Source organism: Rhodococcus sp. MurmanLake-1, assembly GCF_056945715.1.
The window spans coordinates 300,813-313,298 of record NZ_JBWZNF010000005.1; the positions used below are offsets into that span (position 1 = coordinate 300,813).

Genomic DNA, 12,486 nt, shown 5'->3' on the forward strand with positions numbered 1-12,486 from the left:
GAGAGCAGGCGGAGCGAGGTAGTCGATGCGTGGTGACGGTGACGGTTGGTCGATCGGACCGGACGGTACTCGGCATTGGGGTAAACACGGAGCCGCTGGACTGCTTCTTCGCGCCCCCGATTCGGACGGATCGCCCCTGGTCTTGCTGCAGCATCGTGCGGCGTGGAGCCATCAAGGTGGTACCTGGGCATTGCCCGGTGGAGCACGGGACTCACACGAAAGCACGACGCACGCCGCTGTCCGGGAGGCACACGAAGAAGCCGGAATCGCCGAAGACGCCGTTCGCGTCCGCGGTGAGGTAGTGACGATGCACGCGGAGAGCGGGTGGACCTACACCACCGTCGTGGCTGATGCGGCACATCCACTGTCGACGGTTGCCAACGGTGAGAGCACCGAGTTGCGGTGGGTGCGTGAAGCCGACGTCGATTCGCTGCCATTGCATCCGGGATTCGGTTCCTCGTGGCCCGAGCTCCGGACTGCGCCTGTACCAGCCGAGACTGAAGACCTACAGGCCGGCGACCCACACACCGTCGTACTCGAAGACGGTGGCTTCGGATGGTTGTCGGGCAGCTCGCACCAAGGCAGTTCCCACCAAGGCAGTTCCCACCAAGGCAGTGAGCAGTCAGGCAGTGACCAGAACCTGTCCGAGGCGTCGAGTACGCAGTCTTAACAGGGCATATACAGCAGAAGGGCCGGACTCCTCAGGAGTCCGGCCCTTCTGTGTTTCGGTCGTCGACCGAAACGAGGCTCAGCTGAGCGAGTTCAGCGCCGTGATGAAGCTGACCGCGGTGATACCGAGCTTGAGCAGCTCGCTGATCTTGCCGAGGTTCAGGTCTTCGAGCGATTCGGTGCTGAGCGAGCCGGTGTCGAGGGATCCCATTTAGTGCTCCTAGGTTCAGTTAGTAACTGGAGGTAAACTACAACAAACCGAATGGGATGTGACACGCAATCGAAACAACTGTGATCAAGATCACGTAATCCGACTTTTCGGACATCCAATCGCACCTAGGAACTGGGGGTTTGTTGTCTGATCGGACAACTTCCGTTCATGTTTCGAGTCAGGCGTGCTGACCCGTAACTGTGTGGAAATCGCCCGGCAAACAGTTGACGGTCGCCAGTTACCGGTTTTCAGCGTCCAGCGACGGCCGCGGCGAGGCGCTGCGCAGCCGCCTGCGGATCCGACGCCTGCGTGATTGCACGCACGACGACGATGCGCGTGGCACCGGCATCGAGCAGCTCCGGCAGGCGTTCCTCGTCGATGCCGCCGATTGCGAACCAGGGGCGCGGCGGTGCGGCGTCGGCGGTCGATCGAACCAGTTCCAGACCGGACGCACTTCGATTCGGTTTGGTCGGTGTCGCCCAGACCGGCCCGGTGCAGAAGTAGTCGACGCCCTCTTCGATTGCGGCCAGACTCGCCTGCGCGCGACTACTCGTCGAACGCCCGATGACGACGTCTTCACCGACAACCGTTCGTGCGTAGGGGACGGGAATGTCGTTCTGCCCGAGGTGGAGGATGTCGGCACCGGAAGCCATCGCGAGATCCGCGCGATCGTTCACAGCCAACAATGCGCCGTGGCGTCGCGCTGCGGCCGCGAGAATGCCCAGTGCTACCAGTTCGTCCTTGGCCTCGAGCGGGCCGAACTCGCGCTCACCGGCAGAGCCCTTGTCACGCAATTGGATGATGTCGACTCCGCCGGACAATGCTGCCTCGGCGAACTGCGCGAGGTCGCCTTTCTCGCGGCGCGCGTCGGTGCACAGGTACAGCCGTGCTGCTGCCAGGCGCTCGCGCCGGTCGATGACGTTACTGGGATGTGTGGGGTGCACGGAGCAAACGGTAGCCTCTAGGGAGCAAGGTTCGACACGGGAGTCCTGAAACGTCGTTGTCACTTTTTGTCGTGACTGCGAGGTTCGTGGGGCTGAGAGGGGATCGCGACCAGATCCCGACCGTCAGACCTGACCCGGATCATGCCGGCGCAGGAAGTGGAGGTGGAGTTTCGTGAGTACACACGCTCGTACGGTGTCGGTTGTCGGCGGCGGTGTCATCGGTCTCGCCATTGCGTGGCGAGCCGCCCGCGACGGGTGGTCCGTTCGGTTGTACGACCCGTCCATTGGATCAGGTGCTTCGTGGGTGGCGGGCGGAATGCTCGCCCCGCTTTCCGAAGGCTGGCCGGGTGAAGAGACAGCGTTGACGGTTGGTGCAGCGTCCCTGGAACGGTGGCCGACGTTCGGTGAGGAGCTCGGAAAGTTCGGGCCATCGGTCTTCACCGCGGACAGTTCGCTGACGGTTGCACTCGATGCGGCCGACGCGCAGGACCTGCAGACCATCGCCGAGTGGGTGACCGCGCAGGGCCATGAACTCGAAGTTCTCGGTCGCGCCCGCATCCGCGAACTCGAACCGATGCTCGGCCGGGGCATCCGGTCGGGACTGATGGCTGTCGGTGAGTCCGCCGTCGACAACAGACTTCTGCTGGAGGCGTTGCAGAAGGCCTGTGCGGAATCCGGTGTCGAATTGATCGCGCGTGCCGTCAACGACCTCGCCGAACTCGATACCGACCAGATAGTGCTCACCGCCGGTATCGCGTCACCCAAGCTGTGGCCCGGGTTACCGGTACGCCCGGTCAAGGGCGAAATCCTTCGCCTGCGGAGTAGGCCTGGAGTCACCCCGGCGCCCAGCCGCACCATCCGCGGAAGCGTCCACGGGCGGCCCGCCTACCTCGTCCCGCGCGGTGACGGAATCGTCGTCGGCGCAACACAATACGAGTCCGGTGAGGACACACAGGTCACGATGGCCGGAGTACGCGACCTGATCAACGACGCCGAGGCACTGATGCCGGCGATCGGCGAATACGAACTGTACGAATGCGCGGCAGGCCTGCGTCCCATGACGCCGGACAACCTGCCCTTGATCGGGCGCGTGTCCGATCGTGTTGTCGTCTCCACCGGACACGGACGCAACGGTGTCCTGCTGACGCCCGTCACCGCCGATGCGACGGTCGCGTTGCTGAACGGCACATCTTTGGTCGAGGTAAAAGGAACCGAACCCGAGCGGTTCGCAGTAGTTAAGGAAAATTCATGAGTGAGCAGGTCCCGATCGGGATCACCGTCAACGGCGAAGATCTCGAGTTCGATCGAGCAGTCACGGTGACCGAGCTACTGACGCACCTCGAGTTGCCGAGCAAGGGTATCGCCGTCGCCGTCGACGGTGCGCTCTTTCCTCGCGGGCGTTGGGACGAATCCGTCGGACGTGGTTGGGAAATCGAGATCCTCACGGCGGTGCAGGGTGGCTGAGCAGGACCTTCTCACTATCGCTGGCCGCACCTTCGGTTCCCGGCTCATCACCGGAACAGGCGGCGCCGCCAACCTTGCGGTGCTCGAGGAAGCGCTTGTCGCCTCCGGCACCGAACTGACCACCGTCGCGATGCGGCGAGTCGACGCGGCCGGCGGCACGGGTGTTCTGGACCTGCTTCGTCGTCTCGGAATCGAACCGTTGCCGAACACCGCCGGGTGTCGGGGCGCCGCCGAAGCAGTGCTGACGGCGCAGTTGGCACGCGAAGCGCTCGAGACGAACTGGGTCAAACTAGAAGTCATCGCCGACGAGCGGACGCTGCTGCCCGACGCAATCGAACTCGTCTCCGCCGCAGAACAATTGGTGGACGACGGATTCACCGTTCTGCCGTACACGACGGACGATCCGGTGCTGGCGCTTCGCCTCGAAGAGGTTGGTTGCGCTGCGGTCATGCCGCTCGGTTCACCCATCGGCACCGGGCTGGGTATCGCGAATCCGCACAACATCGAGATGATCGTCGAGCGCGCCGGCGTGCCCGTCATCCTCGACGCCGGGATCGGAACGGCCAGCGACGCCACCCTTGCCATGGAGTTGGGCTGCGACGCCGTCCTGCTTGCGACAGCGGTGACGCGGGCCAAGAATCCCGCGCTGATGGCGTCGGCGATGCGTCACGCTGTCGTGGCTGGTTTCGAGGCGCGGCACGCCGGCCGGATCCCCAAGCGATTCTGGGCTCAAGCGTCGTCCTGAGGGACGAGATCCGGGTGATTTCTCGGGGTTCTGCCCGAATTGCCCGGACTCATGTCCTACCTGAGTACCACTCGGAACTAGACCTGTGGCCGATGTGCTGGTCAGCGCCGTAGGGCAGAGTTCTCCTCATGATTGAACTGAGGGGATTGACCAAGGTTTACGGACCGACGAAAGCGGTGGACGATTTGTCGTTCACGGTCAAGCCGGGCATCGTGACGGGCTTTCTGGGCCCCAACGGTGCCGGTAAGTCGACAACGATGCGGATGATTCTGGGTTTGGATCAGCCGACGTCGGGTGCGGCGTTGATCGAGGGCAAGCCGTACCGCGAGCTCAAGACACCGCTGCGGACTGTCGGCGCGTTGTTGGATGCGAAGTGGGTGCACCCGAACCGCAGTGCGCGGGCGCATCTGCAGTGGATGGCCGCTTCGAACGGGATCCCGAAGTCCCGCGTCGACGAGGTACTCGGGTTGGTCGGATTGTCCGAGGTGGCGGGCAAGAAGGCCGGCGGGTTCTCGCTCGGTATGTCGCAGCGTCTCGGGTTGGCGGGTGCGTTGTTGGGTGATCCGAAGGTGTTGTTGTTCGACGAGCCGGTCAACGGTCTCGATCCGGAGGGCATCGTCTGGATTCGTAAGTTCATGCAGCGGTTGGCGGCCGAGGGCCGCACGGTGCTGGTGTCGAGTCACCTTCTCTCGGAGATGGCATTGACGGCGGAGCAGTTGGTGGTGATCGGCCGGGGACGGTTGATTTCGGATTCGACGGTCGCGGAGTTCGTGGATCGCTCGTCGGAGTCGACGGTGCGCGTGCGTAGTCCTCAGCTCGATGCGTTGCGCAGTGTGTTGCTCTCGCAGGGGTTGACGGTGCGTGAGGACGGTTCCGGTGTTGCGCCGGCGTTGGTGGTCGTGGATTCGACCACTGACGTGATCGGCGGTCTGGCTGGTTCGCAGGGAATCGTGTTGTACGAGTTGGCGTCCCAGCAGGGTTCGCTCGAGGATGCGTTCATGAAGTTGACCGGAGACGATGTCCAGTACCACGCATCCGGTATCGATCCGGGTGCTGGTGCACACCATGCAAATACGCAGCAGGCAAACACACAGCAGGCTATGGGAGGTGCACTGTAATGGCTGTTCTCAGTGCTGAACGTATCAAGATCACCACGACCAAGTCGCCGCTCTGGTGCTCGGTCATCATCGTCGTGCTCGCTCTCGGCTTCGCGGCCATCATGGGCGCGGTTGCCAAGTCGGCTCTGACGTCCTCCGACGTCCAGGGAGCACCGGACCTCGACACCGCCGTTGCCACGGCCGGCATCTCGGGTTTCGGAATCATGGTTCTCATGATCATGGCGGCCCTCGCGGTCACCAGTGAGTACCGATTCGGGACCATCCGCACCACCTTCCAGGCAGTTCCGAACCGTGCCTCGGTGCTCATCGCCAAAGCCGGCCTCATCGGTGCCTTCGGCGCGGTGCTGACGTTTGTCCTCGCCTTCGGGTCCTACGCGGTGGCCAAAGCCATGGCCGGTACCGAGGCCAGCACGGGCCTGACCCTGTCGACCGGCGATGACTGGCGTGCGATTTACGGCATCCCGGTGTACGCCTTCCTCTGCGTGATTCTTGCTGTCGGCGTCGGATCGATCATCCGGCAGTCTGCGGGCGCTATTGCGTTGCTCCTGCTCTGGCCGCTGCTCATCGAGAGCCTGTTCGGACTGTTCGGCAGTGTCGGCGAGAAGATCACCCCGTTCCTGCCGTTCGCGAACGCAAACCACTTCCTCAGCCCTGGCGGCGGAAGCCTTGATTTCCACTGGGGACCCTGGGGCAGCCTGATCTACTTCGCGGCCTTCGTTCTGGTGATTTTCGGAGCAAGTATTGTCATCGTGAATCGTCGCGACGCCTGATCTTGTCGCTCCCTCGGTAGGTGTTGTCGGGAGACCTACCGAGAACGAGGAGTGACAGCAGAGTGGGGACCCAGTACGAAAAACCATTCGTACTGGGTCCCTTTCCTGTGCTCCGGCCGATATCCTCCGAAGATGAGACTCTTCGGTGTGGTTGTGGTCGGAATGGCTGGAGCACTCGTGGTGAGTGGATGCTCGTCGTCAGGAAGTGAAGCAGCCGTCCCGGCAGATCCGGTGGCATTCTCCGAGACCGTCACGGTCGACGCCGTGACCGGGCATCTGGAGCAACTCGAGAAGATCGCCGGTAACAACGACGGCAATCGATCGGCCGGAACCCCCGGCTACGACGCCAGTGTCGACTACGTGGCAAACCTGCTCGAAGACAAGGGCTTCGACGTCAGTACCCCGGAATTCGACTTCAGCTCCTTCGATCCCGGCACCGAATCCCTGAAAGCTACTGACGGCTCCGATGTTCCGGTGCGGGCGTTGACATATTCCCCCTCCACGGGACCGACCGGAATCACGGCACGCCTGGTGGTGATTCCCGCCGACGAGACACCAGGTTGCGAGGCCACTGACTACGACGGCCGCGACGTGAACGGTGCAATCGTGCTGGTCACCCGCGGAGTGTGCCCGTTCGGCGACAAGCAGAAGATCGCCGCTGACCGCGGCGCGGCAGCGTTGTTGGTTGCCAACAACGAGGACGCGATGCTGGGCGGGGCAACCTTGGGTGAGCCCGAAGACGCCCGCATTCCGACCGGCGGGGTGAGCAAGGCGTCGGGCGAGGCTCTTGCCGTAGCGCCCGGAGACCTCACGCTGATTCTCGACACGTCGACGGAAACGACGAAGTCGCGCAACGTGATTGCACAGACCAAGACCGGCGCGACCGACAACGTGGTTGTCGTGGGCGCCCACCTGGACAGCGTGCCGGAAGGTCCCGGCATCAACGACAACGGAAGCGGCACCGCAGCCGTGCTGGAAACCGCGCTGCAGATGGGAAGCTCACCGAGCATCGAGAATGCCGTGCGTTTCGCTTTCTGGGGAGCGGAAGAAGTGGGATTGGTCGGCTCCACCCGCTACGTGGAAGGTCTGAGCGATCAGGAACGAGCCGACATCGCCCTGTATCTGAATTTCGACATGCTCGGTTCGCCCAATGCCGGATACCTGGCTTACGACGGCGACAACTCGGATGCGGTCGGGGAGGGGCCAGGGCCCGAGGGTTCGGCAGGCATCGAGCGCACCTTCGTCGACTTCCTCGCCGATCGGGGGATTGCGGCGGACGGAACGGACTTCGACGGGCGTTCCGACTACGGCCCGTTCATCGAGATCGGAATCCCGGCGGGCGGAGTGTTCAGCGGCGCGGACGAACGCAAGACGCCGGCTCAGGCCGAGAAGTGGGGCGGCGAAGCGGAGGAGACCTTCGACCCGAACTACCACAGTGCCCAGGACAACCTCGCGAACATCGATCGCGAAGCGCTCGCGGCCAACGCTTCTGCAGTAGCCTTCGGAGTTGCGACGTATGCCCAGGATTTGAGCGGCCCGAACGGAGTTCCCGTCGGCGATGCTCGAACGCAGGCCAGAACCGAATGATCGACTGACCGAATGATCGACTGTGCGAGCGACCAGGAGGCCACTGTGCGAGAACGGCGGCAGCACACTGTCTGTAACTCTGAGTTACGCTTGAGTTATGGCTGATCTGTCCCCGGAGGGCACCGACACGACAGGTGCTCCTTCCTCCTCGGTTCGAGGCGTCGTCGACGTCGTCTTGAACTCTGCGGCAGAACTGAACCGTCGGCAGCAGCTCATCGACGCGCTACGACGGCTGAGGCGGGCACTACCCGGTGATCCCGGGTTCGGAGACCCGCTCTCGCTGGCAGGTCCTGGCGGTGCTCGTGCCGTGGCCCGCGTCGCTGACAGATTGCTCGATCAGAAGCCGGCAGCCACTCGCGAAGTGAGCCTCGGAGCACTGCAGGTGTGGCAGGCGGCGCTGGAAAAGATGGGCCGCGGCCGCGGTGATCAAGAACTGACCATCGTCTTCACCGATCTGGTTGGCTTCTCCACCTGGTCACTCGAAGCCGGTGACGGCGCCACGCTGACGCTCCTGCGTGCCGTGGCGCAGGCCGTGGAAACCCCGATCACCGACAACGGCGGACACGTCGTCAAACGGATGGGCGACGGTCTGATGGCCGTGTTCATTCGCCCGGATGCGGCTTTGAAGGCGGTGTTCACCGCGCAGGACGCACTCGCGGAAGTCGACCTCGACGGATACACCCCACGCATGCGCGTCGGCCTCCACACGGGTACTCCGCGCCAGATCGGCGACGACTGGCTCGGCGTCGACGTGACCATCGCCGCCCGGATGATGGGCTTGGGCGGCGACGGCAACGTCATGATGTCGGCGACAACTCTCGAGGAACTCGAAGCCGGCACCCTGGAGGATCTCGATCTCACGATCCGTCCGTGGCGGCGAGGGTTTTTCGCGACCACGCCCAACGGAGTTCCCGTCGACCTGGGAATCTGGCGCGTACGCCGGAACTAGCGCACTAGACCTGGAGCCGCCAGAGCGGGGACACCGGACCATGTCCTGCGCCGAGGTCGTACGACGCCTCGAGACACTTGGTCACCCACTCTTTGCCGAACGCCACCGCGTCCGGAACGGAATAGTCATGTGCGAGAGCGCAAGTGATCGCAGCGGCCAGCGTGTCTCCGCCGCCGTGATCGTTGCCGGTGTCGATCCGGGCACTGCTGAATTCGAGGAAACGGTCTCCGTCGAACAACAGATCGGTGGACAACTCCGAAGTACGAAGGTGGCCGCCCTTGACGATGGACCATTGAGCGCCGAGCGCATGCAACGCTTCTGCCGCTTGGCGGGCGCTCTTGTCGTCGACGACCTCGATGCCGGTGATCAACCGAACCTCGTCGAGGTTCGGAGTGACCACCGTGGCAGCCGGGATCAAGGTGTTGCGGACCGCGTCGAGAGCTTCTTCGTGCAACAGTGGATCGCCGTGCATCGACGCGCACACGGGGTCGACCACCAGCGGGATCGGTCGGTCGCGGCCGATCCCCACCTCGGCGGCAACTGCGGCTACCGCTTCTATGATCGTCGTCGAGGCCAGCATTCCCGTCTTCGCTGCGCCGACGCCGATGTCCGAGACCACAACGCGCACCTGGTCGGCGACGATCTCCGGCGGAATCTCGTGGAATCCGCTGACGCCCACCGAATTCTGGACCGTCACAGCGGCGACGGCCACACAGGCGTGTACTCCGCACATCGCCATCGTGCGGGAATCGGCTTGAATGCCGGCTCCGCCGCCGGAGTCGGTTCCGGCGATGGTCAATGCCCGAATCGGGGTCTGTCCGGCGGGGGTCAGGGGCAGCAGCTTCACGACGACGAGCCTACCGACCGGACCTGGGGAAACGGCAGCTCGGTCCGGATGGACTCGGTTTCCGGGATTTCCGCTTCCAGGATTTCCGCGTACTGACGTACGTCCGCCGAGATCCGCATCGAGCAGAACTTCGGCCCGCACATCGAGCAGAAATGTGCGGTCTTGGCGGGCTCGGCCGGCAGTGTCTCGTCGTGGAACTCCCTGGCGGTGTCCGGGTCGAGTGACAAAGCGAACTGGTCCAACCAGCGAAATTCGAAGCGCGCCTTGGACAGTGCGTCGTCGCGGGCCTGTGCATTCGGGTGCCCTTTTGCCAGGTCTGCTGCATGGGCAGCGATCTTGTAGGTGATCACACCGGTTTTCACGTCGTCTCGGTTGGGCAGGCCGAGGTGTTCCTTGGGTGTGACGTAACAGAGCATCGCCGTTCCCGCCCGTGCGATCATCGCCGCACCGATGGCGGAGGTGATGTGGTCGTACGCCGGCGCGATATCGGTAGCGAGCGGTCCGAGGGTGTAGAACGGTGCCTCGTCGCAGAGCTCTTCTTCCAGACGGACGTTTTCCTCGATCTTGTCCATGGGAACGTGTCCGGGGCCCTCGATCATGACCTGGACTCCTGCGGATTTCGCAATCTGCGTGAGTTCTCCCAGAGTGCGAAGCTCCGCGAATTGGGCGGCGTCGTTGGCGTCGGCGATCGATCCCGGTCGAAGCCCGTCACCGAGGGAGAACGTGACGTCGTATCGGCGCAAGATCTCGCACAGTTCGTCGAAGTGGGTGTAGAGGAACGATTCCTGCCTGTGGTGCATGCACCACGCGGCCATGATCGCGCCGCCGCGCGAGACGATTCCCGTGACGCGACCAGCAGTCAGAGCGATGTAACCGATTCTTACACCGGCATGCACGGTCATGTAGTCGACGCCCTGCTCGCACTGCTCGATTACCGTGTCGCGGTAGATTTCCCATGTCAGAGCAGTGGGATCTCCGTTGACTTTCTCGAGTGCCTGGTAGATCGGTACCGTGCCGACCGGCACGGGTGAGTTGCGCAGAATCCATTCACGGGTCAGGTGGATGTCCTTGCCGGTGGACAGGTCCATGATGGTGTCGGCGCCCCAGCGGATCGCCCACACCATCTTTTCTACTTCCTCTGCAACAGAGGAGGTTACGGCCGAGTTCCCGATATTCGCGTTGATCTTGACGGCGAACTTCTTGCCGATGATCATCGGCTCCAGCTCGCCGTGGCGATGGTTCGCGGGAATTACCGCCCGCCCGCGAGCCACCTCGGAACGCACCAGTTCGGCTGAAACGCCCTCGCGTGCAGCGCAATAGCGCATCTCCGGGGTGATCACACCGTCTCGGGCGCATTCCAGTTGCGTCCGATTGCTTTCCGGGCGTTCCCAGGTGTCCCTGGTCGTCGGGAGCCCTGCATCGAGGTCGATGTCGGCGTCCGTGTCGGTGTAAGGACCTGACGTGTCGTACAGGTCCAGATGCTCACCATTGGTGAGAGTGACGCGTCGAAGTGGGATCCGGAGAGAATCCGATTCGACGTAGTGCTTACTACTGCCCTCGATCGGGCCGGTTGTCACAGCGGTGTGGACAGTCGCGTGAACAGCCGTACGGACAGACTTCTCCTGCATGGTGCGCTCCCTACGCCGGCATTATCCGGTCAGGTTCATCCGGTCGACGGCCCTAGCCGTCCTCTCAGCCCGCTGGTGCGAGCCCCCGTGGTGGTTGTATGAAATTTGTGCCCGCTGTCACAGCGGCACCGGGCGACTCTATCTCAACCCCGAAAAAGCGTTTCACTGCGATTGCGGTGGAGTCGTTCGCGGTGCAAAAATTGGTCGAACCCGGGACAGCGTCGTCGGTAGCTGATTCTATGAGTGGCATGGATCACAGTTATGGAGAGCGTGCGAACGCAGCAGTCGCAGATCGCGCAGTTGCAGATCGTGCCGTGGAGGTCGCCGCAATGAACGACATCGAAAACTCGAGAACCGGAACCTCACCGGAAGTCACGCTCGTGGACAATCCGTCGCACGAACGATTCGAACTGCTCTCCGACGACGAGTTGGTCGGCATCCTCGGATACCGCGACGAGGACGAGATTTCGGGGAGCGGAGCCGAAGCGGGCGACGTGGTTGCGTACATGCATACCGTTGTCAAGGAGGAGTACGGCGGGCAGGGACTGGCAGCCGTACTCGTGCAGTTCGCGATGGACTGCGCCCGTGAACGTGAATGGTCGGTGCGGCCTGTGTGCACCTATGTTCAGCGGTACCTCGGCGAGCATCCCGAGTATCTGGAACTGCTCGTCGAGGACTAGCCGCCGAAGGTTGCAAACAGGCGATCAGGCTCCGAGCTTTACGATTACCCGAGATTCACGATCACCCGAGCTTTACGATCACTGGAGCGTGATCGCTGGCGCCCTTGCCTTTTCGCTCGTTTCGATCGATCTCGGCCGCCTCGACGCGCGCTGCGAATGCCGGAGAGCCGAGGATGAAGTCGATTCGCATGCCCTGCTTCTTCGGGAAGCGAAGCTGCGTGTAGTCCCAGTACGTGTACACGCCGGGACCGGGGGTGTACGGGCGAACGACGTCCGCGAACCCGGACTCGGTGAAGGCGGTGAATGCAGCTCGTTCCGGCTCCGACGTGTGGGTCTTGCCCTCGAAGAAAGCGGGATCCCACACGTCGTCGTCCGTAGGAGCGACGTTCCAGTCACCGACCAGGGCGATCTGCGCGTCGGGATCCTGCTTGAGCCAGCCCTCCGCGTCGTCGCGCAGTTTGGCCAGCCAATCCAGCTTGTAGGCGTAATGCGGGTCTTCCAGCTCACGGCCGTTGGGGACGTACAGGCTCCACACCCGCACACCGCCGCAGGTGGCACCGATCGCACGTGCCTCGCGGACCGGGTCTGCCTCGGGATCCTTGTCGAACCCGGGCTGATCCTCGAAGCCGATCTGCACGTCGTCCAGGCCGACGCGCGAAGCGATGGCGACACCGTTCCACTGGCTCAACCCGACGTGGGCGACCTCGTAGCCGATTTCCTTGAAGCGTTCGTACGGAAACTGCTCGTCCTTGCACTTGGTTTCCTGCATTGCCAGGACGTCGACGTCGGATCGACCGAGCCAGTCGATGATCCTGTCGGTACGGGCACGGACGGAGTTGACGTTCCAAGTAGCGATGCGCACGAGGGCAAGCCT

The 12,486-nt window shown here is 63.3% G+C and carries 14 protein-coding genes and 1 riboswitch; of the genes, 9 read left to right on the forward strand and 5 right to left on the reverse strand.

Going from position 1 to position 12,486, the window contains the following annotated elements:
- Window positions 1-25 precede the first annotated feature (25 nt).
- Complete coding sequence (locus AC2ETI_RS16695; protein WP_019749515.1) at window positions 26-670, forward strand: NUDIX hydrolase; 645 nt, start codon at window positions 26-28, stop codon at window positions 668-670.
- 78 nt (window positions 671-748) lie between these two features.
- Here the strand turns inward: AC2ETI_RS16695 and AC2ETI_RS16700 are convergent, their stop codons facing one another.
- Both AC2ETI_RS16700 and thiE read right to left on the reverse strand, forming a co-directional pair.
- A complete protein-coding gene (locus tag AC2ETI_RS16700; protein WP_003944354.1) occupies window positions 749-880 on the reverse strand; it encodes a hypothetical protein in 132 nt (43 codons plus the stop codon).
- A 248-nt stretch (window positions 881-1,128) separates the two neighbouring features.
- Complete coding sequence (gene thiE, locus AC2ETI_RS16705; RefSeq protein WP_019749516.1) at window positions 1,129-1,824, reverse strand: thiamine phosphate synthase; 696 nt, start codon at window positions 1,822-1,824, stop codon at window positions 1,129-1,131.
- 26 nt (window positions 1,825-1,850) lie between these two features.
- Window positions 1,851-1,997: riboswitch (TPP riboswitch) on the forward strand.
- On the opposite strand from thiE, the gene thiO reads away from it, so the two are divergent.
- The 7 genes from thiO (at window position 1,997) to AC2ETI_RS16740 (ending at window position 8,457) form a co-directional block, all read left to right on the forward strand.
- Complete coding sequence (gene thiO / locus AC2ETI_RS16710; RefSeq protein ID WP_080910214.1) at window positions 1,997-3,076, forward strand: glycine oxidase ThiO; 1,080 nt, start codon at window positions 1,997-1,999, stop codon at window positions 3,074-3,076. (Overlaps the previous riboswitch by 1 nt.)
- Window positions 3,073-3,288, forward strand: coding sequence for a sulfur carrier protein ThiS (gene thiS / locus AC2ETI_RS16715; protein WP_003944402.1), 216 nt, complete (start codon window positions 3,073-3,075; stop codon window positions 3,286-3,288). The genes thiO and thiS overlap by 4 nt, the downstream gene beginning before the upstream one ends.
- Window positions 3,281-4,033, forward strand: a complete 753-nt coding sequence (thiG, locus tag AC2ETI_RS16720; protein WP_020968851.1) for a thiazole synthase — start codon at window positions 3,281-3,283, stop codon at window positions 4,031-4,033. Before thiS ends, thiG begins: the two co-directional genes overlap by 8 nt.
- A 128-nt stretch (window positions 4,034-4,161) precedes the next feature.
- The gene (locus AC2ETI_RS16725) at window positions 4,162-5,151 is read left to right on the forward strand and encodes an ABC transporter ATP-binding protein (protein WP_046378165.1); all 990 of its coding nucleotides are present in this window, start codon (window positions 4,162-4,164) and stop codon (window positions 5,149-5,151) included.
- The gene (locus tag AC2ETI_RS16730; RefSeq protein WP_019744508.1) at window positions 5,151-5,921 is read left to right on the forward strand and encodes an ABC transporter permease; all 771 of its coding nucleotides are present in this window, start codon (window positions 5,151-5,153) and stop codon (window positions 5,919-5,921) included. Before AC2ETI_RS16725 ends, AC2ETI_RS16730 begins: the two co-directional genes overlap by 1 nt.
- Before the next feature lie 132 nt (window positions 5,922-6,053).
- Window positions 6,054-7,508 carry a M20/M25/M40 family metallo-hydrolase gene (locus AC2ETI_RS16735; RefSeq protein ID WP_020906687.1) on the forward strand — a complete coding sequence of 485 codons (1,455 nt, stop codon included), beginning with the start codon at window positions 6,054-6,056 and terminating at the stop codon, window positions 7,506-7,508.
- 97 nt (window positions 7,509-7,605) lie between these two features.
- Complete coding sequence (locus AC2ETI_RS16740; protein WP_019744506.1) at window positions 7,606-8,457, forward strand: adenylate/guanylate cyclase domain-containing protein; 852 nt, start codon at window positions 7,606-7,608, stop codon at window positions 8,455-8,457.
- A gap of 4 nt (window positions 8,458-8,461) precedes the next feature.
- Here the strand turns inward: AC2ETI_RS16740 and thiD are convergent, their stop codons facing one another.
- Together thiD and thiC are read right to left on the reverse strand one after the other, a co-directional pair.
- Window positions 8,462-9,304, reverse strand: coding sequence for a bifunctional hydroxymethylpyrimidine kinase/phosphomethylpyrimidine kinase (thiD, locus tag AC2ETI_RS16745; RefSeq protein ID WP_070796573.1), 843 nt, complete (start codon window positions 9,302-9,304; stop codon window positions 8,462-8,464).
- A complete protein-coding gene (gene thiC / locus AC2ETI_RS16750; RefSeq protein WP_019744505.1) occupies window positions 9,301-10,932 on the reverse strand; it encodes a phosphomethylpyrimidine synthase ThiC in 1,632 nt (543 codons plus the stop codon). Before thiC ends, thiD begins: the two co-directional genes overlap by 4 nt.
- A 248-nt stretch (window positions 10,933-11,180) precedes the next feature.
- Between thiC and AC2ETI_RS16755 the strand changes: the two genes are divergently transcribed.
- Window positions 11,181-11,612 carry a GNAT family N-acetyltransferase gene (locus AC2ETI_RS16755; RefSeq protein WP_223257849.1) on the forward strand — a complete coding sequence of 144 codons (432 nt, stop codon included), beginning with the start codon at window positions 11,181-11,183 and terminating at the stop codon, window positions 11,610-11,612.
- Between the two features lie 61 nt (window positions 11,613-11,673).
- Here the strand turns inward: AC2ETI_RS16755 and AC2ETI_RS16760 are convergent, their stop codons facing one another.
- Complete coding sequence (locus AC2ETI_RS16760) at window positions 11,674-12,474, reverse strand: exodeoxyribonuclease III (RefSeq protein WP_020906690.1); 801 nt, start codon at window positions 12,472-12,474, stop codon at window positions 11,674-11,676.
- Between the last annotated feature and the right edge of the window lie 12 nt (window positions 12,475-12,486).